Here is a 20630-nt window from a genome sequence, read left to right as displayed (position 1 = left end):
CGGTGACCGTCTTCCACCGCTGCGTATACCGCGCCCACTTGCGGAAGCGGGCCGCGATCCGGCCCGAGACCCACCGCCGGAACGACACCGGCCACCGCCACCACCACAACCCCCACCCGGCCACCGACACCACCCCGGCCACGGCACCGAACGGCCACCCCAGCCAGACTCCCAACCCGACCGACACCACCACCGGCAGCGACAGCATCGGGAATAACACCGCCCACCACACGCACAGCACCAACCCGTAGGCCAGGGCGATCAGCGCGTCCACCAACATGTTCTCGATATCCGTCGCCGGATCGGACACACGCCGCCCATCACGACGCGGATCGAATTTCGCAGAGCGAACCATCACGACAAACTCCGAAAGGTCGAGTCATACGCGCCAGGCATGAGCTGGAGCGTGACGAAAAAGGTTGTGCAGCACGGTGATTGCCGTGCTCTAGGATTGGTGGGGCGGGTTCATGACACGCAGACCGTGAACCCGCCCCACCAAGGCGGCTAACTCGCCGCGGACTTGCCCGAACCCGCGCCGGAAGCGCCGGAACTACGCGCCCCAGAACCAGCACCCGACGACGGCGGCGCGGAGGCGGGTCTGGGTGCCTCCGCTCCGGACGCGCGGACCGCGTAGGCGATGTGCCGGAACTCCCCCGTGCCACCCACGCGGGGAGAGACCCGCAGACCGGTGAACCGGATCGGCGCACCCAACGCGAACTCCCCACCCGGCAACACCGGTTCGGTGTCCGACAGCAACGTCACGTCATACGACATGCGCGCTGCATTTCCCGCCGCCGGATCGGTGACCGGTAACTTCCACATCAGAAGACCGGTGTCGTCATCGCGTAAATGCTTGCCCGGTCGGCGTGGATCATTCGAATATTCGGTGAACGGACGCACCGGCCCGACCACTAAACATCCACCGAAGAAAAAGTCTTCGTGTTCGATACCGAACGAGATATTCCGGCGACGTTCCTGAGCTTCGCTCCGAACAGGTTGTGTCATAACAAAAACTCCATCGAGTTGCAGAAACAGCGACGAGCGCGCGCCTCACGCGCCAGGTAGACACCCCTTGCCCCGCAGCCACCCGAAAGCGGCCCGGCATACAAGCATCTACCAGCACAAACGGCGGATCACGGCCTCCGGCCGCTGCCGTCGCGGCAGCTGTGCAACCCAGTGAAGTTGACGGGTTCCCGTTCCCACGAGACACCCCATGCACTACTGTGGACACAGCAGAACTCCGGTTTCTGCTAGTGGGGTAAGTACACACTTCGAGCTAGGGGTGGCAGCCCCTGTGATGCTCGAAGTCGCCTCGCCAGTGCTGACCCCCCGCACCAACGGGGGGCAGCCAGCGAAAAATAAAGAACTTCGCTACGCCGCTACACCAATCCGAACTCCTTTCCTCTCAATGCCGAACATTCCATCGGACCATGCCCGAGGAAGGTTGTCCAGTAAACCTATTCGCGATCTGCGCGCCCGGCTAGCCAATCCACACAGCCGGTGTGCCCTACCCGCAGCCGCGCTACTGCCGACACCAGGGCATGCGTGCACACACCCATGACTGTCGGAAACACCGGGACACCACACGGCCCGAGAACACACGCGATACCGCGCCTTCACCAACGGGGACCCACTCACCCGCAGTGGAATCGACTGCACGCCACCCGCCTTCGCCTTGCAAGGGTGACGGCCGCCGCACACACAGGGGACCATCATCCGGGCTCGCACCCGATCCATACCTTCCGCACTCGTCCTCGCCGCTGGGGCTCCGGGTACCCGTCCGGACCAGCAGCGTTCTTCAGTCAGTCTCCCTGGCTACCATCCATGAGACCCGCGCCAAACGCCCAGGTCAAGGTGAAACTTTCATGCAAATTGCAGTAAACCGGTACGGGCGTGTCGAATTGACTAAACCACCGCAATAAGGTAGACGCAACCATCGACGTAACCAGCAGGGTCGACGAAAACGGTTTGCCTACAGTGGATTTCGGAAGACGCGGCCACTCGCAGCCTTGCGGCAGAACGGGCCTTGAGCACTCGGCCCGAACAGACGACACGCCGCTACGACACGAGGGAAGAATTTATTAACCCAGAATTAGCTACATCACATGAATAACAACAGCAACATCAACGATACGCCCGCACCGAGAACTACGACAGCTTCCAGAGCGACCCAGGGTCCGTGGTTGCTGTTACTGCTGTCGTTGCTGAACGGCGGACAGCGCAGCCTCAACAGCGGCCTGCGGCGTAGATGTCACCACAGCCGACTCGACGGGTTTGCCGTCACTGTCGAGGATTTGCCAACCACCGATTGAGACGACAGGGACGTTCCCGCGCCTGTTCGCCAGTGCAAGTTCCGACAGAGTGCCCCATGAGCCGCCGACCACGATCACAGCATCAGCGGACCATACGAGGATGGCGTTTCGCGCCTCACCCATGTTCGTGTACAGCACCGCAGAAAGGCCCTCGCATACGCGGTCGGGATCAGTGTCGGGCCGCACACCGATCACGAGACCGCCAGCCGATGAAACCCCTTCGGCTACTGCGGCCATCACACCACTTCCGCCGCCGCAGAGAACCGTTACGCCCGCTTCGGCGAGCAGTCTGCCGATCTCCCGCGCGTTCAGTGCATCAGCGTCGGCGGCAGATCGGGGACCACATACGGCAACCTGGATCGGGGGCATCTCACTCCTTGCTGGCCTGTTGTGCCGTGTTGCTGGTGAACAGGCTAATCCGGCTGGGGAGTTCCCGCGCCACCCGTGTTGTGGCAGAGATCGCGCGCAATTCGTCTGCCGACTTCACGACCCGTTCCACGATTGGGATGGTTCGAAGTTCTACCGGCAGTTCCAGGACGGTGCTGATACGGTCACTGGCGGCGTCCAGGTCGCCGAGGCCGAGGTGTGCACGGGCCGCGTCGAGTTCGGCCGCTGCGATGAATTCCGGCGGACTCGTATCGTCAAAGATCCCGAGCGCAGCTTCAGCGTGTTCCAGGGCGAGCCTGCTGTGATGGTGACCGCCGAGGGCGAGATGGACTTCTGCGGCGTAGTACCGAGCCTTGCCAGGATCGAACCACATCACGCCGGGCGCGCCAGAGGTCGTGGGCTGCACCCCTGTCAGGGCGTCCATTGCAATGTCCAGAGCCGCCAATGCCGCTCGTTCGTCGGGCAGCGCAGCTCGTGCACGCGCGAGCTGACTAGCGAGCCGGAGTCGAGTCGACGGATCGGTCATGTCACGGAGCCCGTTCTCTGCATACTGCGCGGCGCGGCGGTAGTCACCGGCCCAGTACGCAATGTTGGCTTGGACCCACCGGACGTAAGCGCGAAGGTGTTGATCTTCGGCGAAGTCGGCCGCGACCCAGGCTGTGCGGGCGTGGGTGTCTGCGTCGTAGGGGCGGCCGAGGTCGGCGCAGGCGTGCGCGAGCAACGCGCAGACCTGTCCAGCGATCAGATACAGGTCGGGCACGTAGCGGGGCCGTTGGCGGGCATCGAGCAGTTCGAATACCTCGCGCCGCATCCGGGTCAATCCCGGTATCAGTTCCAACGGGGGCTTGGTGAGGTAGTCGGCGGCGAAGAGGTGGACGTCGACGTGTAGCTGTTCGAGCACATTCTCGTCGACCCCGCCAGCGCCGCGTTTGACCCAGCGTGCGGAGTCTTCCGTGGACATCTCTATCTCCTGATTCAGCTGGTCGATTGCGGACGTAGCCGCTTGTGGTAGTCCCCCTCCGACGTTGGGAGGCGACACGAGGACTTCGAAAGCCAGTTTCCACACTCGTTGTGCCACACGCCGCGCGGCTGGGCGTGCATCCGGTACGTCTCCAGCCATCCAACGACGAAGCTGCCGCTCGGACAGCGTCGCGTTCTCCTGGCTCTGTTTGGCCAGTTCGTTGAAGACTGTGCACCATTCGGCATTGCTCCGGTCTCCTGTGCGGACCAGGGCTTCTAACACGGTGCGGGGGGCTGCGCTATCCATCGCCGTTTCACCTCACGCTCTGCATCGAATCCACGGTATCCCCCCGGTACGGGCCGATCGGTCTGTCACGAAGGAAGTCCGAGAAAAGTCCGGGAAAAGTCCGGATGCCGACATTGTTACGTCCAGGGGTGCCGCGTGAGGCTAATCACTGCACGCGCCGCCGGGTTGATGCCGTAACCCTCATCGGCTCCCCGGCGGCGGGTGCATACCAGCGCATCGAGCAGGGGAGCCGCTTGTGAACTCATCGAAACAGCTTGGGCACACGCCCTTGTCGGTATGTCACTTCTACCGGGAGGTCTGTGACCTGCCCGCCGAAGTCCACCCACCGCATCTAGGCCGCATCACGCTACGCGCGGGCCGGGTGTGCGGGGTGATGATGCCCGCGTTCATCGGCTCGGATGTTAAAACGTGGATACACCAGCACGGCCAGCAGGCCGGACCGGTACTGACACACCCGCGTTCGCAGCACTGGACGTTCCTCACCAGTCCGGACCTGCCCGAGGACATCCGGTTGTTCGCGGAGATGTCGCGGTTCGGTGTGTCGATCCTGCGCGCCGGAGAGATCGCGCTGCCGGGCCCCGGACAGCGGCCCGGCTTGTTCCGGGCGTGGGTGCAACCGCCCCGCGACGCCTACCGCCCACCAGGACGGGTGGTGGTCGAGGCGATCCGGGGATGCGCGGCCAAGCGTGCGCGGCAACGCCGGGCGGCGGCGCATGCCTGAACCCATAAGCGCCGCGATGCCGTTCGGGTGTGGGCCGACCTGCCAGCCGTGGATCACCGTCGAGCAATGCGGCCTGTTCACCTTCGACCAGCAGACCGGCGAAGTGCTGTCGGTCAAATGCCCGTCGATGAATTGCTTCGGGCAGATGGTGGCGGTGGTTCGCGGTCGCATGGCCGACCATGACTCCCCGATGGACATCGCGCTCGGTGGGCAGAAATGCCCGTGGATCGGTATCCGCGTGGTGTTCGATCCCACCCGCTATCCCGACCTCGCCGCCCAGCCTGCGCCGCCGCCGACCCAGCCGCCGCAGGCCGGTCGGTGACCGGGGACCAGGACGCCGAGCGCGCCGACGCCGAACTCGACGTTCTTATCGACGTGATCGGCACTCTGGTAGCCGCCACCACAGACGCGGTGCGGGGCGGGATGAGCGACACGACCCGTGTCCGTGTGATGGCGATGGTGGTCTATGAACTGATCAGCAGCGCCCGCGCTGCCGCCGCACCGCACACCGGACGCCTGTATGCCGCACCGGTACTCGATCCGATCATCGACAACATTCCCGCCGCCGACGACATCACCTTTCTGGATTTGTTGATCCCCGCCATCATCGGCCAGCACCTCAACAACACCTGAACCACCCAGACCGCCCCGCACGAAAGCGCGTCCCCCTGGTCCCCCTTTGCACCACAGGGCAAGCGTGCCACGTGCCGGGGCACCCAAAAGGGGGAAGGCTGCGCGGACGGGACTCCATCGGTGTGCCCAACCGAACCCGCCCGCCAGCCTTCCCCTGACACGCCAAACCCATTGCCTCACAGCAACATTCAAACCAGGGTGATCCCTTCACGGAAGGCCCCCCATGCAGCCCGACACAGCCGAACCGCACGGCATGACATCACCCCTGCCGAACGAACCCGACGTGCACCTGATCGTGCGAATACGCGGCCACCAGCTGCACTACGCGGCGTGCCTGACTGCAGCCCTGGTGTTCATCCAAGACGAAAATCTCCGCCGCTGCACCGACGCCGTGTGTGTCGCCAGCAGCGCAACCGATCAGCTGCCCCGGTTGCCCTGTGAGCGGCTGTATGTCGAGCGATGATGCGACACCCCGCCTCCATCCGCGCTGCTTGCCCGGCGACACGTCCCAACGTGACACTGTAGTGCTCGAACCCGCGACACCAGACAGCCAGCATGAGGGGAAGGCTCCGCCAGTGGACGACGACCAGATCGGTTTCGATATGGAATTCGATGACAAAACCCAAGCATTCCTCGATTGGGTTGCCCCAGAACGCATGGAATCAGAGGTGCACGCATTCCTTGCCGAAGTAGTCCCCGATATGAGCCATCATTCAGAATGGTGGAAACCGCCACTGTCGACTCAAATCATGGAAACGGCGAAAGAGTTGCTCAGCGATTGGGACGGGTTCATCGCACCGGAGAACCGGAAACTAGCCGATGGATTCATCCGGTTTCTTGGCGAATGCTACATACGGCGGCACGGTGATATCACATGGACGAACAGCGGAAAGTTGGACCCGCCATTGTATCCCGATTTTGGACCGGCGGTGCAAGTGCGCGATACACATAAGCTCGATTTGATGTTCGAAGCGAGTGCACTGTTTCGGGAGAACTACGGTCCCCGGATGGTGGAGTACAGCATTACTAAGGCTCATCGCGCGGCATGGTGACATGCATGCGTGATTAGACGTTTCAAAGGGGGGGGGGCACCGTGCCCGACGAGTACGACGATTACCGGCGAAGGCTGTCCAACTACGAAAAGGGACTGTATTTCGAACTCGGTCGGGCGCGTGAACGAGGCGAAACGCCGGAACGCGGCTGGGTTCAGCAATTCGCAATCAAAATAGACGACAAAACTCGAAGGCTGGATTCAGCCCGCACGGAAGGCCGGGGAACCCGAGGGGTCGAGCGCAAGTCAGGGCGGATCAACGAGCTGGAGACGCTGAGGCAGTTAAGCCTCGAACGAGTCGGGCTCGAATCTGGTCAACTGGCCCATTCTCGATGGGAAACAGTGTCCGGCGAGAAAATCCCGCCCGCCGTAGCCGCCGAATTACAGGCTATGGCCCGCGACCTCGGCGACAAGTTTCAGCACGTGGTCATTTCCCGCGCTGACGCCCTCCGTGCAATGCAACTCGGCCGATCGCTGGTATCCCAGCAGTTGGAGCTGATCCGCCCGTACGAGCTGCAACGGGCCGACCGGGCGCGGGAACGGCTGGCGAAGATCCGCCAGATCGTGCGGGCGCAAGAGCGATCCGAGAAATTCCGGAAGATCCAGCAGTTCCGGGAAGCCGCCACGCGTGGCCGGGCGGATGCCCCGCATCAGGTCGAACGCGACCGGCAGGCCCGAGCAGAGGCAGAGCGAGCCCGGCAGGCACGCCAGACACCAGAAACTGAGCGGGCACGGATCGAACGAGAAGCCGCCGAACGAGTGGCGCAAGAGTTCCCGGTACCCAGCCAGTACCAGGAACGCGAAACCGCCGACGCCGGAGGGCAAGCGGCCCGCGAAGCAGCCGACGCCGCCACGGTGGAGCGCGAAGCAGCCGAGGCACGCGCAGCAGCAGCCGAAAAGGAACGGGAAGCGGCGTTTAAGGCGCTGGACGAGGCGCGCAACGCCGCGTTCAAGGAGCTGGACGAGAAAGGTCGTCTGTCGGAGGTGGAAAGAATTCTGTGGTTGGGGCAGGCGCATCACCCGCAAGCAGCGGTGAGGCACCCACCCGGCCAAGCCCCGAGCGTTGTGCGTGGCGGCACCGGACACGGGCAAGACCGCGCACGCGGAATAGCACGCGACCGATAACCGTCACAGCCGATCGGCTCGAGTGTGGTCGGCCTCCTGGTTAGGGGTGGGGTTCGGGTCGCACGCTGGGTTATGCGGCAGCAGTGCCGCGCCCTCGCGTCCGCTCGTCCTAGGGTGCAAGGGAGCATTCGCGGGTGAGTGGGTGCGGGGTGTTCTTGAGATTCGTTGTAGCGCAGGGAGAGAAGTTGGCGCGTCCTACTGGGGAGAAGAAAAGAGAAAAGGGAAGTAGGAATCCTCCAACAGAATTTGCCGAATTTCCCTCTACAGAATCAAGAACGGCGCGGCTACGCCGCGCCGCGCCAGGCACCCCGTCCTCGCTCCGCTGCGGGCGGGGCGCTGCTGGCGCACAACCAGGGTGAGACACGAACCCCGCCCCGACCCAACCCGCCACCCCACACATCTGCTCCAGAAGGTACTGCCGCGCCCCTTCGGGGCTTGCCACTTCATGGGAGTGGCAAGCGCAATGCTGGTCCCCGAAAGTGTCCGTCTCGCAGCGAACTAACCGCGCCGCACCTGCTGGTTGTACTCTTCGATGAAAGAGTCCACCTGCTCTTTCAGAGTCTCAAGGTACTTCGCAGTATCTCGCTTCGCATCGTCGAGGCTGTACGGCTCAAGGCCGTAGTGTGTTCGATACGCATTTATGAAGGTATCGAGCTGCGAACCGGCGACCTGCAACGTTGCAGCCTTGGCCATCGGTTCTGTAGTGCTTCGCGCCACGGCCGAGATGGACTGATACAGTTCGGTCGCATGCCCGACGATTTCTTTGGGAGCGTTGAATTTGACCTTGTTGTAGACCTTACCGATCCGAACGAGGTCTTCGGTTTGAGTTGCAGCGAACGCTATCTTCTCGTCAACCTTCGGATCATCTAGTCCGGCTGCGGTATAGAAAGCGTCGCGGACCAGATTGAACGTTCCGCGCACATCGATGGCGTTGAGCATTACCTCACTTACCAGCGTGTAGAGTTCGGTACACGCTTCATATGCCCGCTTCTCTCGCTCAATCTTCTCTTCGTGCTCTCGCTTCTCTCGATTTGTTTTGTCTTCTTGCGCGGCCTTACGTAGATCACTAGCCTTGCTGGCTCGCGCGTTGATGAGAGCGCCTCCCCAGCCGCCGAGGACGGTTCCGACGGGTGTCCCGATCCAAAAACCGGGCTGCGTGAAGAAATTCGAGAACGCGCTCATGCCCAGATCCTATAATCTACCCAACCGCACCGGGGCGCTTACGGCGATGTGGTTGATGGGTACGCCGTCCGGAGCCTCCGTCATCCCGATTCTGCGACCAGCATGGTGGGACACGAACCACCCCAACGAACCACCTACCACGCGACCCGCCAGAACCGGTACCGCCCTCCCCCTCAAGGTTTGCCACCCAACCCAATTTCCGACTGGCACATATGACTGTGCCCGAGGGCAATCGATCCCTCGGGCACGTCCCCTCAACTAAGAATGTGTGCTAGTTCACACCAATCGTCAAACCTCCAGGTCAGAGCGGTCCCCGAGACCAGTTGCCGCAGGTCAGATCATTTCCACCCGTATGGGGAGTTGATAGTGGTGAAGTACTGGATGGCGGCGCCGATCGCCACCGGGGCGGTAACCAGGATCTGGCCCGCGATGGTGCCCAGCGCGCCGACGGCGATGATGCCGCCGAGGCAGCCGATGGCAGCGGCCGGGATGAACGCGCCGAACAGGCCCACGATCGCCGCCGAGGCGACGGTCGCACCCGCGATGCCGCCCAGGATGCAGCCCACGGCGCCGCCGCCGATGCCGCCGACCAGGGTGCCGATGGTGGCGCCCATGGTGATGGTGCTGGTCATGCGGGACCAGGCGGCCTGCTCACGGTCGTACTCGTTCTTCCACGGCGCCTTGTCCTCGAACGGCAGGGCGACCGGCTTGTAGGCGGCGTGCGCCATGTCGAACTGCGGGGTCAACGTGGCGGTGTGGTCGGCGATGTCGGCCACGATCGGGAACTCGAAGTCATCGACCCGAAACTTCAGCGGCATGCCGGTGAGCACCGTGCCGTTGACGGCCTTGATCTTGAACACGCCGTCCTCGACGACCATGGAACCGGCATCGGTCGTGACGATGGACTGCGTATCGGTGGCGTAGGCGGTGAAGTCGACGGCGTCGTCGCTGCCGGGCTGCGCACCGGCCGAGCCGGCGGCGATCCCGACTGCGGCGACCAGACCAGCGGCCACCGCAACGATTTTCCTCATCCTTGATTCTTTCCTCTCGGTTTCTCACAGGAAGCGGTCGCGACGAGCGCGCCGCACACCCGCCGCGGCCGCGGCGGGCAGGTCAGAGGTCGAGGACGAGCGGGCCCGACCTGGCCCGCGAGACACACAGCATCATCGTGTCGCCACGCGCCCGCTCCTCGTCGGTGAGCAATTCGTCCCGGTGTTCGATGTCGCCGGACACCACCGCGGTCTCGCAGCTGCCGCAGGTGCCTTCGCGGCAGGAGGTGACGATGCCGATCCCGGCGGCCTCCAAGACGTCGGCGATGGATTGGTTCGCTCCGATGCGGAAGATCCTGCCGGTGGCCGCCAAGCGCACCTCGAACGGTTCGTTCGGCGCGAACTGCAGCTGTCGCGGCACGAAACGCTCCACGTGCACCGGCACCCCGGCGCGCGCGCCTTCGGACTCCGCCGCCGCCAACAGCGGCTCCGGTCCGCAGCAGTACACGGGGGTGTCGGCGAGATCGGCGAAGATCTCCCGTAGCGGCAGCAGTCCGTGTTCGTCCTGCGGCAGCAGGTTCGCCTGCGGGTAACGCGCGGCGATGGCGTCGGCGAAGGCCATGTGCCCCCGGGTGCGGCCGCCGTAATACAGCGACCACCGAGCACCCGCGGCTTCGGCGGCGGCCACCATGGGCAGGATCGGCGTGATCCCGATGCCGCCGGCGAGGAAGACGTAACGGTCACTGCCGACGAGTTCGAAGTTGTTGCGCGGCGCGGACACTCGCAGTACCGAGCCGGGTTGCGCGGCGCGGTGCAGATAGGCCGAGCCGCCGCGCCCGTCCGGTTCGTGCAGCACCGCGATCCGCCAGCGCGCCCGGTCGGCCGGGTCGCCGCACAGCGAGTACTGCCGCACGCCCGCAGCGCCGACCGCGACATCGATGTGGGCTCCCGGTGTCCACGACGGCAGTTCGCCGCCGTCGACCGGGGCCAGGTCGAGCGCGAACACGCCCGCGGCCTCGTCGCGGCGGCGCCATACTCGCACCGCTGTGTCAGTCATATCCGTCCCCTAGCCCGGCAACGTCTCCGCGATCACCGTCGCCGAGATGCGCCGCCCACGCAGCGGACGAATGGGCAGTCGATTCGCACAATCGACGTTGACTATCGCCCCCTCCCCCGAATACGCGCCGCGCCGAGACTGACGCCATGACCACTGTGGCGCAATTGGTGGACAAGACCACCGAGTTCATTCGGGACCAGGTCGTTCCGGTGGAACGCGAGGTCGTCGTGGACGGGCGGGTGATGGACGACGCGCTGCGGCTAGAGCTGCAGAAGAAGGCCAAGGAGGCCGGCGTCTTCGGACCGCTGTCGGATCCCAGGTACGGCGGCCTCGGCCTGGACACCCGAGCCCAGGCGCACGTGCTCGAAGCCGCGGGAGCCAGCCTGCTCGGCCCGATCGCGGTGAACGCGTGGGCGCCCGACGACGGCAACATCCACCTGCTCGCGCACGTCGCGAACGAAGAGCAGAAGCAGCGCTACCTCGCGCCGCTGGCCGCGGGCGACGTCCGTTCCGCGATCGCGATGACCGAACCCGCCCCCGGCGCCGGATCCGACCCCGGGATGCTGCGGACCGTCGCCGAGGAGACCGACTCCGGCTGGGTCATCAACGGCGCCAAGCATTTCACCACGGGCGCGCAGGGCGCGGCGTTCACCATCTGCGTGGCGCGCACCGGCGACGGACCGACGATGTTCCTGGTCGACCAGGACAATCCCGGACTGCGGGTCGGTCGCCGGATGCCGACGCTCGACCACACCAGCGCGCCCGGCGGCCACTGCGAGGTGACCTTCGACAACTGCGAGGTGCCCGATTCCGCCGTGCTGGGCCAAGTCGGCCAGGGACTGGCGCTGGCGCAGGTCCGGCTGGCGCCCTCGCGGCTGGTGTTCTGCATGAACTGGCTCGGGCTCGCCGTGCGGGCGCACCAGCTGACCATCGAGCACATCGGCACGCGCACGTCGTTCGGCGCTCCGATCGCCGAGCACGGCATGGCCCAGGGGCTCATCGCCGACAACGAGATCGACATCGCCGCCGCGCGCGGCGTGATCCGCACCGCCGCCGAGACCATCGACGCGCAAGGACCGACCTCCTCGCAGGCGCGGCACGAGGCGTCGATCGCCAAGACGTTCGTCTCCGAGGCGGTTTGGCGGGTGCTCGACCGGGCGGTCCAGCTGCACGGCGGGCTCGGTGTCTGCGAGGACCACCTGGTCGCTCGATTCCTGGTCGAAGCCAGGGCTTTCCGCATCTACGAAGGACCCTCCGAGGTCCTGCGCTGGTCCATCGCCCGCCGCGCCCTGCGCACCAAACGCTGAAGGAGACGTCATGACCACGCGTGAGATCGCCGGTTTCGCGGCGGCCTATCCCGAACTCGACTGCGATGCCGTCGATTACGAGTACCTGCGGGCGGTGTCGCAGGAGATGGTCCCGTTCGGCCGCCACGTCGGCACGCTGATCACCGAGATCGGGCCGGAACGCGCCGTCGTCGAGATCCCCGCCGTCGGCACGGTCCGCAACCACATGGGCACCGTGCACGCCGGGGCGCTGTTCACCGCCGCCGACATCGGCGGAGCGGCCGCGTTCGTCGGCGCGGCCGCCACCCGGCTGCGCACCGTCGAGCGGCTGGTGCTGCGCGGCGGCAGCGCGTCCTACCGCAAACCCGCCGTCGGCCGCATCCGCGCCGTCGCGACCGTCGACCAGCGCGAACTCGCCGACGTGCTCGCCGCCACGACGTCGAGCCGCTTCGAGTTGTCCGGCAAGGCGAGCTTGCTCGACGACGGCGATGTCGTCGTCGCGAAGTTCACCTTCGACTACGTCTGCGACATCACCATCGCGGGGGGCGAGCGATGACCACCGCGGCCCCGCAGAACCGTTCGGAGTTCACCACACTGGAATCGACCACGGTGCGGACCGGCGACGGTGTCACCTTCACCGTTCGCTTCCTGGAGTCGAAGAAGCCGGGCGCGCCCGTCGTGCTGATCCTGCCCGCCATGGCGATGAAGGCGAAGAACTATCTGTTCCTCGCGAAAGAGCTGCATGCACAAGGTCTTTCGGTGGCGATCACCGACCTGCGGGCGCACGGCGAGGCCAAGCCCGAGCTGGGGCTGCACCGCGATTTCGGCTACCGCGAGATGATCGAGACGGACCTGCCCGCCCTGGTCGCGGCGGTGCGGGCGCGGTTCCCCGAGGCGCCGATCCATCTGTTCGGGCACAGCCTGGGCGGGCAGCTCGCGTTGCTGTTCACCGCGGCCGAGCCGGAGCGGATCGCGGGCGTGACCGTCATCGGCACCGGCACGGTCTTCTGGTGGGCGTTCGGCGCGCGCCGCTGGTGGGAGGCGCTGAGCCAGATCCAGTGGATCGGCCTGGTCTCCCGGTGGAAGGGCCACTGGCCCGGCGGTGTGCTCATCCCGGCCCCGATGCCGGGCGGCGTCATGCGTGACTGGTCGATGCACTCGCTGACCAGCTACTACCGGCCCAAGGGCAGCAAGCGCCGGTACAACACCTTGCTGCGCGAGCTGACCGCGCCGGTACTGGCGATCTCGCTGTCCGACGACGTGCTCGGCCCGAAGTCCAACGTCGACTTCCTGGTCTCCCGGATGCCGAACGCCCGGGTCACGCATTGGCACATCGACGAGAACGCGCCGGTGGCCAATCGCGACCACTTCCTGTGGATCAAGGACTCCCCCGCGATCGCGGCCCGGGTGGCGACCTGGATCGTCGCGGGCGAGCTGCCGGGCTGAGGGGCGACGGTGGCACGACTGCGAATCGAAGCGGTGTCGAAGCGATTCGGCGCCGCCACCGCGGTGCGCGAGGTGAGCCTCGACATCGCCGACGGCGAGTTCATGGTGCTGCTCGGCCCGAGCGGCTGCGGCAAATCCACGCTGCTGCGCATGATCGCCGGTCTGGAGGATCCATCCGACGGCCGGATCCTGCTGGACGACAAGGACATCACGCACCACGCGCCGCAGCAGCGCGACCTGGCCATGGTGTTCCAGAGCTACGCGCTCTACCCACACCTCACCGTCGCCAAGAACATCGGATTCCCGCTGCGCGCCCGGCGCACACCGCGGGCGAAGATCGCCGAGCGGGTCTCGGAGGTCGCCGGAGTGCTCGGGCTGAGCGAGCTGCTGCGCCGCAGGCCGTCGGCGCTGTCGGGCGGGCAGCGGCAGCGCGTCGCTCTGGCGCGCGCGATGGTGCGCGACCCCGGCGCGTTCCTGATGGACGAGCCGCTGTCGAATCTGGACGCCAAGCTGCGCAGCGCGACGCGCGCCGAACTGATCGGGCTGCATCAGCGGCTCGGCGCGACGTTCCTGTACGTGACCCACGACCAGGTCGAAGCGATGACCATGGCCGACCGGATCGCCCTGCTCAACGAGGGCCGGGTGGAGCAGGTGGGCACGCCGACTGAACTCTACGACCGTCCCCGGTCGACCTTCGTCGCCGGATTCCTCGGCGCACCGCCGATGAATCTGTTCCCCGCCGTCGTCACCGAGCGCGACGGCTCGCTGCGCGTGGTGGCCGACGGCATCGACACCGAACTGGGCATCGGCGCAGCGGATTTCGATGACGACGTGGAAGTGGTCGCCGGCATCCGCCCGGAACAGCTGCGCCTGGATCCGACCGGCGCCGACATCCGCGGCCGGGTGACGATGGTGGAGAACCTCGGCAGCGAGGAACTGATCCACTTCACCACCGGTGATCGGGTCCTGTGTGCCCGAGCGCCGCGACCCGCGGGCGTCGCGGTCGACGACAACATCGCGCTGCGAGCCGACCCGGCGCACATCCACCTGTTCCATGCCACCTCCGGGCTGCGCCTGACCTGGCAGGAGACGCGCCGGGACGCCCACGTCGACAGCGCGGGCGAACCCGTCGCCGTCGCCTGAACCTCGAACACCCCTACTCGATGAGGAGAACACCGTGAAACGCACCGCGCCCATCCTGGGCCTGGTGTTCGCAACCACCGTCGCGCTCAGCGCTTGCGGCGGACTCGGGAGCACCACCACCGACTCGAACGCAGGCAGTGCGCAGATTCCGGAACTAAGGCCGGACCAGCAGGTGTCGATCGTGTTCGAGTCCTACAACTACGGACTCGCGGGCGCCTGGACCGACACCTTCAACTCCTTGATCGCCGACTTCCGCAAGAAGTTCCCGAACATCACGGTGACCGCGCAGAAGCCGCAGGGCAACAGCCCGAACCCGGCCACCGACACCATCTCCAGCATCCAGAACCAGATGGTCGCAGGCTCGCCGCCGGACGTCGCCCAGCTCGGGTTCAGCGACCTGGACTTCACCATCCACCAGCTCGGCGCCAAGCCGCTGGACACCTTGGTCGGCAAGCAGGAAGTGCAGCACAACTTCGACGGAGCGAAGCATCCCTTCGCGCCGAAGGCCCGCACGCTGGCCGACTGGGACGGCCACACCTACGGCGTGCCGTTCGTGTTCTCCACGCCCGTGCTGTATTACAACGCCTCGCTGTTCGCCGAAGCGGGCTTGGATCCCGCGCATCCGCCTGCCACCTGGCAGCAGGTCGCCGAGGCCGCGACGGCGATCACCGGGAAGACCGGTAAGGGCGGCATCTACGTCGACTGCCTGACCAAGACCGCCAAGGACTGGTGCTTCCAGTCGATGGTGCGGTCCAACGGCGGCCGGGTGATCTCCGAGGACCGCACCAAGCTGACCTTCGCCGACGCTCCCGCCGTCGAGGTCGCCGCGATGAGCCAGCAGCTGGTCAACTCCGGCGGCATGCCGAAGCTCAACCAGAAACAGGGCTACGAGGCCTTCGCCCGCGGTGAGATCGGCATGATCCTGGAGACCAGCGCGATCCAGGGCACCTTCGTCACCGGCGCGAAGGACAAGTGGGATCTGCGCTCGGCGCCGATGCCCAGCTTCGCGGGCAAGCCCACCGTGCCGACGAATTCCGGCGCCTCGCTGCACATCCTGTCCAACGACCCGGCCAAGCAGCGCGCTGCGTGGGAGCTGGTCAAGTTCCTCACCAGCGAATCCGCCTACACCAAGATCTCGCAGGGCATCGGCTACCTGCCGCTGCGCACCGGCCTGATGGACGACCCGGAGGGGTTGCAGGCCTGGTCGAAACAGAATCCGCTGCTGGGTCCGAACGTCGCGCAGCTGGCGAACATGGAACCGTGGATCTCCATGCCCGGCACCAACTACCTGCAGATCCGCGACGGCATGATGGACGCCGTCGAGGCGATCGTGTTCCAGGGCAAGGAACCGCAGTCCACCCTCACCGCCGCCCGCGACCAGGGCGCCAAACTCCTGCCGGCGTCATGAGCGAGGTGACGATCGTCCAGCTGACCGACACCCACATCCGGCCCGCCGGGGAACTGGTGCACGGGATGGTGGACACCTACGCCAACCTCACCCACGTGCTGCAACAACTGCGCGCTTCGCGGCAGCGCATCGACGCGCTGGTGCTCTCGGGGGATCTGACCGACACCAGCTCGCCCGAGGCCTACCGGCGGCTGCGCGGCGCGGTCGAGCCGGTGGCCCAGGAACTCGGCGCGCGGACGGTGTACGTCATGGGCAACCACGACGAGCGCACCGCCTTCGCCACCGAACTGCTCGGGGCCGACCCCGCCGCGCTGGACCCGGACGCCACGCACGACCAGGTGGCCGACGTGGCGGGTCTGCGGGTGATCGCGCTGGACAGCACGACACCGCGACGGCACGACGGGCGGCTCGAGGAGCACCAGCTGGACTGGCTGGCCGAGCAGCTGCGCGAACCGGCGCCGCGCGGCACGTTGCTGGTGCTGCACCACCCGCCGATCCCCTCGCCGGTCGCGGCCACCGAGTACCTGCGGCTGGAACGGCCGGAGCTGCTGGCCGAGGTGCTGGCCGGATCGGATGTGCGGCTGATCGTCTGCGGGCACAACCATCTCACCGGCGCGGCGGCGCTGGCGGGCATCCCGGTCTGGATCGGTCCGGCGCTGGCCTACCGGATCGACACCATCGCACCGGCCGGACGTCATCGGGGACTGATCGGCTTCGGCTACAGCCGCATCGATCTGCTCGGCTCGACGATGGTCGCCACGGCGATCGAGGCGACGCCCGCCGAGACCCTCTACGACCGGCCCGAGCAGGACGTGCTCGATCAGCTCGCGGCGCTGGCCGCGGAGGCCGGGTAACTCGATGTTCGTCGTCGAAGGCCCGCTCCCGGCCGCGCCTGCGGCCGAAACGGTCACACCGTCGCATCGCCCCGCCCGGTTCCGCCGGGCGGGGCGGTTCGCCGTGCCCTACCTGTATCTGGCGCCCGCGCTGGTGCTGCTGGTCGTGTGGATCTATCGGCCGCTGGTCCAGGCGGTCGAGCTGTCCACGTATTCGTGGAATCTGCTGCCGACCTCGCCGATGAAGCCGGCCGGCACCGGCAATTACGAACGGCTGCTGGATCTTCCGGCCTTCTGGGACTCGGTGGGCCGCACCGGCGTGCTGATCGCGGGCATGCTGCCGTTCACCGTGGCGCTCCCGCTGCTCATCGCGCTGGCCAGCCGACGGGTGCACGGACGGGCGCGGACGGTCTACCACGCGTTCGTCTTCGTGCCGTTCCTCGTCGCGCCGGTCGCGGCGGCGGCGGTGTGGCGCTGGCTGCTGCATCCCGGCAGCGGCTTCGTCGATCAGGTTCTGCGCTCGGACCGCAACTGGGTCTATGACGTGGGCACCGCCCACGGGGTGATCATCGTGATCACCGGATGGCAGTTGCTCGGCTTCGCCGTGCTCGTGATCTGGGCCGGGCTGGCCGGCATCAGCGGAGACTACGACGAGGCCGCCCGGGTGGACGGCGCGAGCGCACGGCAGATCCGCCGGTGGATCACCTTGCCCCTACTGTCGCCGACGCTGCTGTTCCTCGTGCTGACCACGGTTCTGCTCAGTCCCACGCTGACCTTCCCGCTCATCGACTCGATGACCCAGGGCGGTCCGGCGCAAGCGACCACCAACATCTACTACCTGCTGTGGGACTACGCCTTCCACAGCTTCGACGCCGGTCTCAGCGCCGCCGCGGGCGTGCTGCTGTTCGCCGGGTTCGGCGTGATCGCGGGTGTGCTGGTGTGGGTCTCGGAAAAAGTTGCCTTCCATGACGATTGACCGATTGCGCAGCGCGGGAAGCCATCTGCTGCTCGCCGTCACCGCGGTGCTGTGCGCGTTCCCGATCTACTGGCTGTTCGCCACGTCGCTGCGGCGGCCGGAGGACGTCACCTCGCTGTCGCCGATCCCTTGGCCGATCTCGTTCGCCAACTATGCCGACGCGGCCGACAAGGTCGACGTGGTGGGCCTGATCGGCAACACGTTCTTCGTCGCGGCGCTCTCGGCGGCGGGGCAGCTGCTGATCGCATTGCTGGCCTCCTATGCGTTCGCGATGTACACCTTCCCGTTCCAAAGGCTGCTGTACCTGGCGTTCGTCGGCACCTGGCTGGTGCCGTTCCAGGTGACGATGCTGCCGAACTACGTCCTGCTGACCCGGCTCGGGTTGATCAATTCCCTGATCGGCGTGGTGCTGCCGACGTTGTGCTCGGCGCTCGCGGTGCTGCTGCTGCGCCAGCACATGGCGAGCTTCCCGAAGGAGCTGGTGGCGGCGGCGAAGATCGACGGCCGCTCCTCCTGGTCGATCCTGTGGACGGTGGTCGTGCCGAATCTGCGTCCCGCCTTGGCGGCCCTGGGAATCCTGCTGTTCATCAACGCGTGGAACGAATACTTCTGGCCCGCGGTGGTGCTGCGCCAGTCCAACAGCGTGCTCCAGCTGGGTCTGCGCAGTTTCATGGGCACCGAAGGCGACCAGTGGGGTCCGATGATGGCGCTGGCCAGCCTCGCCTGCCTGCCGGTGCTGCTGATGTACCTGCTGCTGCAACGGCACATCGTCAACGCGTTCGTACGGTCGGGGTTGAAGTAGGACGGCCTGGTGGGCGATGCCAGGTGTGCCAGCAAAGGGCGCCGCCGTCGGACGCGGGCCGTCACCGCGTCCGACGGCGGCGGCTTCATGAGGCGACGCGCGACACCGTGGTGAGGGTCCCGATGAGGGCGGTGTCGTGATCCGCGGCGCGGAATCGGGGGTGATCGAGGATGTCGTGCAGGAATTCGGTCGTGGTGGCTACGCCCCTGCCGCGGATCCTGGTCTCGGCCAGCGCCCGTCGCATCCGCGCGATGGCCGCGGCGCGATCCGGAGCCCAGACGACGATCTTGGCGAGCAGCGAATCGTAATGCGGCGGAATGGCGTAGCCGGGTGCGACATGGGTGTCGATCCGGACGAAAGGACCGCCGGGAAAAGAGCATTCGGTGAGCGTGCCGGGAGCCGGAGCGAATTCACGCTGCGGATCCTCGGCGTTGATCCGGCATTCGATGGACACACCGCGCGGTGTGGCGACGTCGACGGGCAACGCCAGAGCATGCCCGGAGGCGATGCGCAACTGCTCGGCGACCAGATCGATGCCGGTGACCATCTCGGTGACCGGGTGCTCGACCTGCAGCCGGCAGTTGACCTCCATGAAATAGAAGTTGCCCTGGCGATCGAGCAGGAATTCGAAGGTTCCCGCGCCGACGTAGCCGACGGCTTCGGCGCCGCGGACGGCCGCCGCCCCGATCCGGGCGACGAGCTCCTCGGACAATCCCGGTGCGGGCGACTCCTCCACGAGCTTCTGGTGCCGCCGCTGCAACGAGCAGTCCCTGGCGCCGAGATGCCGCACCGTGCCGTGCCGATCGGCCAGGATCTGCACTTCGATGTGCCGTGCCGAGTCGAGGTAGCGCTCCACGTAGAGGCGGCCGTCGCCGAACACGGCGGTGGCGTTGGCGCGGGTCTCCTGCCAGGCCGCGGCGAAGTCCGCCGAGTCGCGCACGACCCGCATCCCGCGGCCGCCGCCGCCCGCGACCGCCTTGATGATCACCGGGTAGCCGATGTCGTCGGCGAGCGCGTGCGCCTCGTCCACCGTGTCGAGCGGGTCGCGGCTGCCCGGCAGCAGCGGCAGCCCCGCCGCGGCCATCAGCGACCGCGCCGTCGACTTGTCGCCGAGATCGGCCATGATCGCGGCGGGCGTGCCGACGAACACGAAGCCCTCCGCCTCGCACACCTCGGCGAAATCCGGGTCCTCGGAGAGGAATCCGTATCCGGGGTGGATGGCGTCGGCTCCGGTGGCCCTGGCCGCTTCGATGATCGCGGGGATGTAGGAGTAGCTGCGCTTGGCGGGCCCGGGTCCGATCCGGAACGCCTGGTCGGCCAGCCGGACGGCGGCCGAGTCGGCGTCGGCCGCGGAATACACCGCGACGGTGGCGATTCCGAGTTCGGCGCAGGTGCGGATGACCCGCACGGCGATCTCGCCGCGGTTGGCGACGAGCACCTTGTGGATCGGCCGCACAATCATCGCACCACCTCGAGCACCAGCAGCGGCGCCCCGTGCTCGACCGCTTCCCCGTTCTCCACGAGAAATTCCGCCACCCTGCCCTCCCTGGTCGCGGTCACCGGGATCATCAGCTTCATCGCCTCGACGATGCCGACCTGCTGACCGGCACGCACCGGGTCGCCCTCGGCGACGAACGGCGCCGCACCGGGCTCCGGCGCGCGGTAGAACACCCCGACGGTCTCCGCGGTGAGCGTGAAAGTATCCGCATCCGACCGGTTTTCGTCCGACACACGCTCAGCGGGCGGCGCGGGGGCCGGGGTGGCCGCCGACGGCGCGACGGCGACCGGTCCGCTGGTCCCGTTGTGCCCGTCCCAGCTGATCCGCAGCACCAGCGGGCCGTTGGCGACGGTCACCGAGGTCGGGGCGGTCTCGGCCCGCACGGACAGCGCGTGCCGGGACAGCACGGCCAGCGCCTGGTCGGCGTCGACCGGATTCAGCGCGCGGGCCGCCTGCTCGGTGGTCACGGACTCGGTCATCACTTCTCCTGATCGTTCGTGGACAGTCCGAAGAC

22 protein-coding genes and 1 pseudogene are annotated in these 20630 nt (G+C 66.6%); 14 read left to right on the top strand and 9 right to left on the bottom strand.

Annotated features, from left to right (window positions below; translation table 11 throughout):
* The 4 genes and pseudogenes from ON21_RS32395 to ON21_RS32380 all read right to left on the bottom strand — a co-directional run.
* Window positions 1-358 (bottom strand): annotated as a pseudogene (locus tag ON21_RS32395) (hypothetical protein); the annotation flags it as partial.
* A gap of 146 nt (window positions 359-504) precedes the next feature.
* Window positions 505-774 carry a hypothetical protein gene (locus ON21_RS32390; RefSeq protein WP_157171119.1) on the bottom strand — a complete coding sequence of 90 codons (270 nt, stop codon included), beginning with the start codon at window positions 772-774 and terminating at the stop codon, window positions 505-507.
* A 1415-nt stretch (window positions 775-2189) separates the two neighbouring features.
* Entirely contained in the window at window positions 2190-2681 is a 492-nt protein-coding gene (locus ON21_RS36270) for an SLOG cluster 4 domain-containing protein (RefSeq protein WP_051021581.1), read from the bottom strand.
* Window position 2682: 1 nt separating this feature from the next.
* On the bottom strand, window positions 2683-3966 hold the full coding sequence (locus tag ON21_RS32380) for an NsdA family TPR-like regulatory protein (RefSeq protein WP_157171118.1): 1284 nt from the start codon (window positions 3964-3966) through the stop codon (window positions 2683-2685).
* Between the two features lie 235 nt (window positions 3967-4201).
* Between ON21_RS32380 and ON21_RS32375 the strand changes: the two genes are divergently transcribed.
* From ON21_RS32375 to ON21_RS39040, 6 genes are all read left to right on the top strand, one after another.
* The gene (locus ON21_RS32375) at window positions 4202-4687 is read left to right on the top strand and encodes a hypothetical protein (protein ID WP_039804436.1); all 486 of its coding nucleotides are present in this window, start codon (window positions 4202-4204) and stop codon (window positions 4685-4687) included.
* Complete coding sequence (locus ON21_RS32370) at window positions 4680-5009, top strand: hypothetical protein (protein ID WP_157171117.1); 330 nt, start codon at window positions 4680-4682, stop codon at window positions 5007-5009. Before ON21_RS32375 ends, ON21_RS32370 begins: the two co-directional genes overlap by 8 nt.
* On the top strand, window positions 5006-5320 hold the full coding sequence (locus ON21_RS32365; protein WP_039804432.1) for a hypothetical protein: 315 nt from the start codon (window positions 5006-5008) through the stop codon (window positions 5318-5320). Before ON21_RS32370 ends, ON21_RS32365 begins: the two co-directional genes overlap by 4 nt.
* A gap of 223 nt (window positions 5321-5543) precedes the next feature.
* Window positions 5544-5783: a hypothetical protein gene (locus tag ON21_RS32360; RefSeq protein ID WP_039804430.1), complete on the top strand. Its 240-nt coding sequence runs from the start codon at window positions 5544-5546 to the stop codon at window positions 5781-5783.
* A gap of 112 nt (window positions 5784-5895) precedes the next feature.
* Window positions 5896-6372, top strand: coding sequence for a hypothetical protein (locus ON21_RS32355; protein WP_039804428.1), 477 nt, complete (start codon window positions 5896-5898; stop codon window positions 6370-6372).
* Window positions 6373-6413: 41 nt separating this feature from the next.
* Window positions 6414-7496, top strand: coding sequence for a hypothetical protein (locus tag ON21_RS39040; RefSeq protein ID WP_157171116.1), 1083 nt, complete (start codon window positions 6414-6416; stop codon window positions 7494-7496).
* Between the two features lie 498 nt (window positions 7497-7994).
* On the opposite strand, the gene ON21_RS39035 is transcribed toward ON21_RS39040, so the two are convergent.
* The 3 genes from ON21_RS39035 to ON21_RS32335 all read right to left on the bottom strand — a co-directional run bounded on the left by ON21_RS39035 (window position 7995) and on the right by ON21_RS32335 (window position 10724).
* Window positions 7995-8678: a hypothetical protein gene (locus tag ON21_RS39035; protein WP_157171115.1), complete on the bottom strand. Its 684-nt coding sequence runs from the start codon at window positions 8676-8678 to the stop codon at window positions 7995-7997.
* Window positions 8679-9016: 338 nt separating this feature from the next.
* On the bottom strand, window positions 9017-9709 hold the full coding sequence (locus tag ON21_RS32340) for a DUF8020 domain-containing protein (RefSeq protein ID WP_039804423.1): 693 nt from the start codon (window positions 9707-9709) through the stop codon (window positions 9017-9019).
* A gap of 82 nt (window positions 9710-9791) precedes the next feature.
* Entirely contained in the window at window positions 9792-10724 is a 933-nt protein-coding gene (locus tag ON21_RS32335; protein WP_039804422.1) for a PDR/VanB family oxidoreductase, read from the bottom strand.
* 146 nt (window positions 10725-10870) lie between these two features.
* Between ON21_RS32335 and ON21_RS32330 the strand changes: the two genes are divergently transcribed.
* Genes ON21_RS32330 through ON21_RS32295 form a run of 8 tightly spaced genes read left to right on the top strand, consistent with a single transcriptional unit; the run spans window position 10871 to window position 18618 of the window.
* Window positions 10871-12031, top strand: coding sequence for an acyl-CoA dehydrogenase family protein (locus ON21_RS32330; protein ID WP_039804420.1), 1161 nt, complete (start codon window positions 10871-10873; stop codon window positions 12029-12031).
* A gap of 10 nt (window positions 12032-12041) precedes the next feature.
* Entirely contained in the window at window positions 12042-12566 is a 525-nt protein-coding gene (locus tag ON21_RS32325; RefSeq protein WP_039804418.1) for a YiiD C-terminal domain-containing protein, read from the top strand.
* Window positions 12563-13456 (top strand): alpha/beta hydrolase family protein, encoded by an 894-nt coding sequence (locus ON21_RS32320; protein ID WP_039804416.1) that lies wholly within the window; start codon window positions 12563-12565, stop codon window positions 13454-13456. The genes ON21_RS32325 and ON21_RS32320 overlap by 4 nt, the downstream gene beginning before the upstream one ends.
* Window positions 13457-13465: 9 nt before the next feature.
* A complete protein-coding gene (locus ON21_RS32315) occupies window positions 13466-14599 on the top strand; it encodes an ABC transporter ATP-binding protein (protein WP_039804414.1) in 1134 nt (377 codons plus the stop codon).
* A 34-nt stretch (window positions 14600-14633) separates the two neighbouring features.
* Complete coding sequence (locus ON21_RS32310) at window positions 14634-16007, top strand: ABC transporter substrate-binding protein (protein ID WP_039804412.1); 1374 nt, start codon at window positions 14634-14636, stop codon at window positions 16005-16007.
* The gene (locus ON21_RS32305) at window positions 16004-16861 is read left to right on the top strand and encodes a metallophosphoesterase (RefSeq protein WP_039804410.1); all 858 of its coding nucleotides are present in this window, start codon (window positions 16004-16006) and stop codon (window positions 16859-16861) included. The genes ON21_RS32310 and ON21_RS32305 overlap by 4 nt, the downstream gene beginning before the upstream one ends.
* Window positions 16862-16865: 4 nt before the next feature.
* Window positions 16866-17816, top strand: coding sequence for a carbohydrate ABC transporter permease (locus ON21_RS32300; RefSeq protein WP_039804408.1), 951 nt, complete (start codon window positions 16866-16868; stop codon window positions 17814-17816).
* Entirely contained in the window at window positions 17806-18618 is an 813-nt protein-coding gene (locus ON21_RS32295; protein WP_039804406.1) for a carbohydrate ABC transporter permease, read from the top strand. Before ON21_RS32300 ends, ON21_RS32295 begins: the two co-directional genes overlap by 11 nt.
* Window positions 18619-18703: 85 nt before the next feature.
* On the opposite strand, the gene ON21_RS32290 is transcribed toward ON21_RS32295, so the two are convergent.
* Both ON21_RS32290 and ON21_RS32285 read right to left on the bottom strand, forming a co-directional pair.
* On the bottom strand, window positions 18704-20080 hold the full coding sequence (locus ON21_RS32290) for an acetyl-CoA carboxylase biotin carboxylase subunit (protein WP_039804405.1): 1377 nt from the start codon (window positions 20078-20080) through the stop codon (window positions 18704-18706).
* Window positions 20077-20595 carry an acetyl-CoA carboxylase biotin carboxyl carrier protein gene (locus tag ON21_RS32285; RefSeq protein WP_051021578.1) on the bottom strand — a complete coding sequence of 173 codons (519 nt, stop codon included), beginning with the start codon at window positions 20593-20595 and terminating at the stop codon, window positions 20077-20079. The genes ON21_RS32290 and ON21_RS32285 overlap by 4 nt, the downstream gene beginning before the upstream one ends.
* Between the last annotated feature and the right edge of the window lie 35 nt (window positions 20596-20630).

This window comes from Nocardia araoensis NBRC 100135, assembly GCF_000308435.1.
Lineage (GTDB): Bacteria > Actinomycetota > Actinomycetes > Mycobacteriales > Mycobacteriaceae > Nocardia > Nocardia araoensis.
Note: the sequence above shows the minus strand (reverse complement) of the source record. Positions and strands in the feature narration are given on the sequence as shown.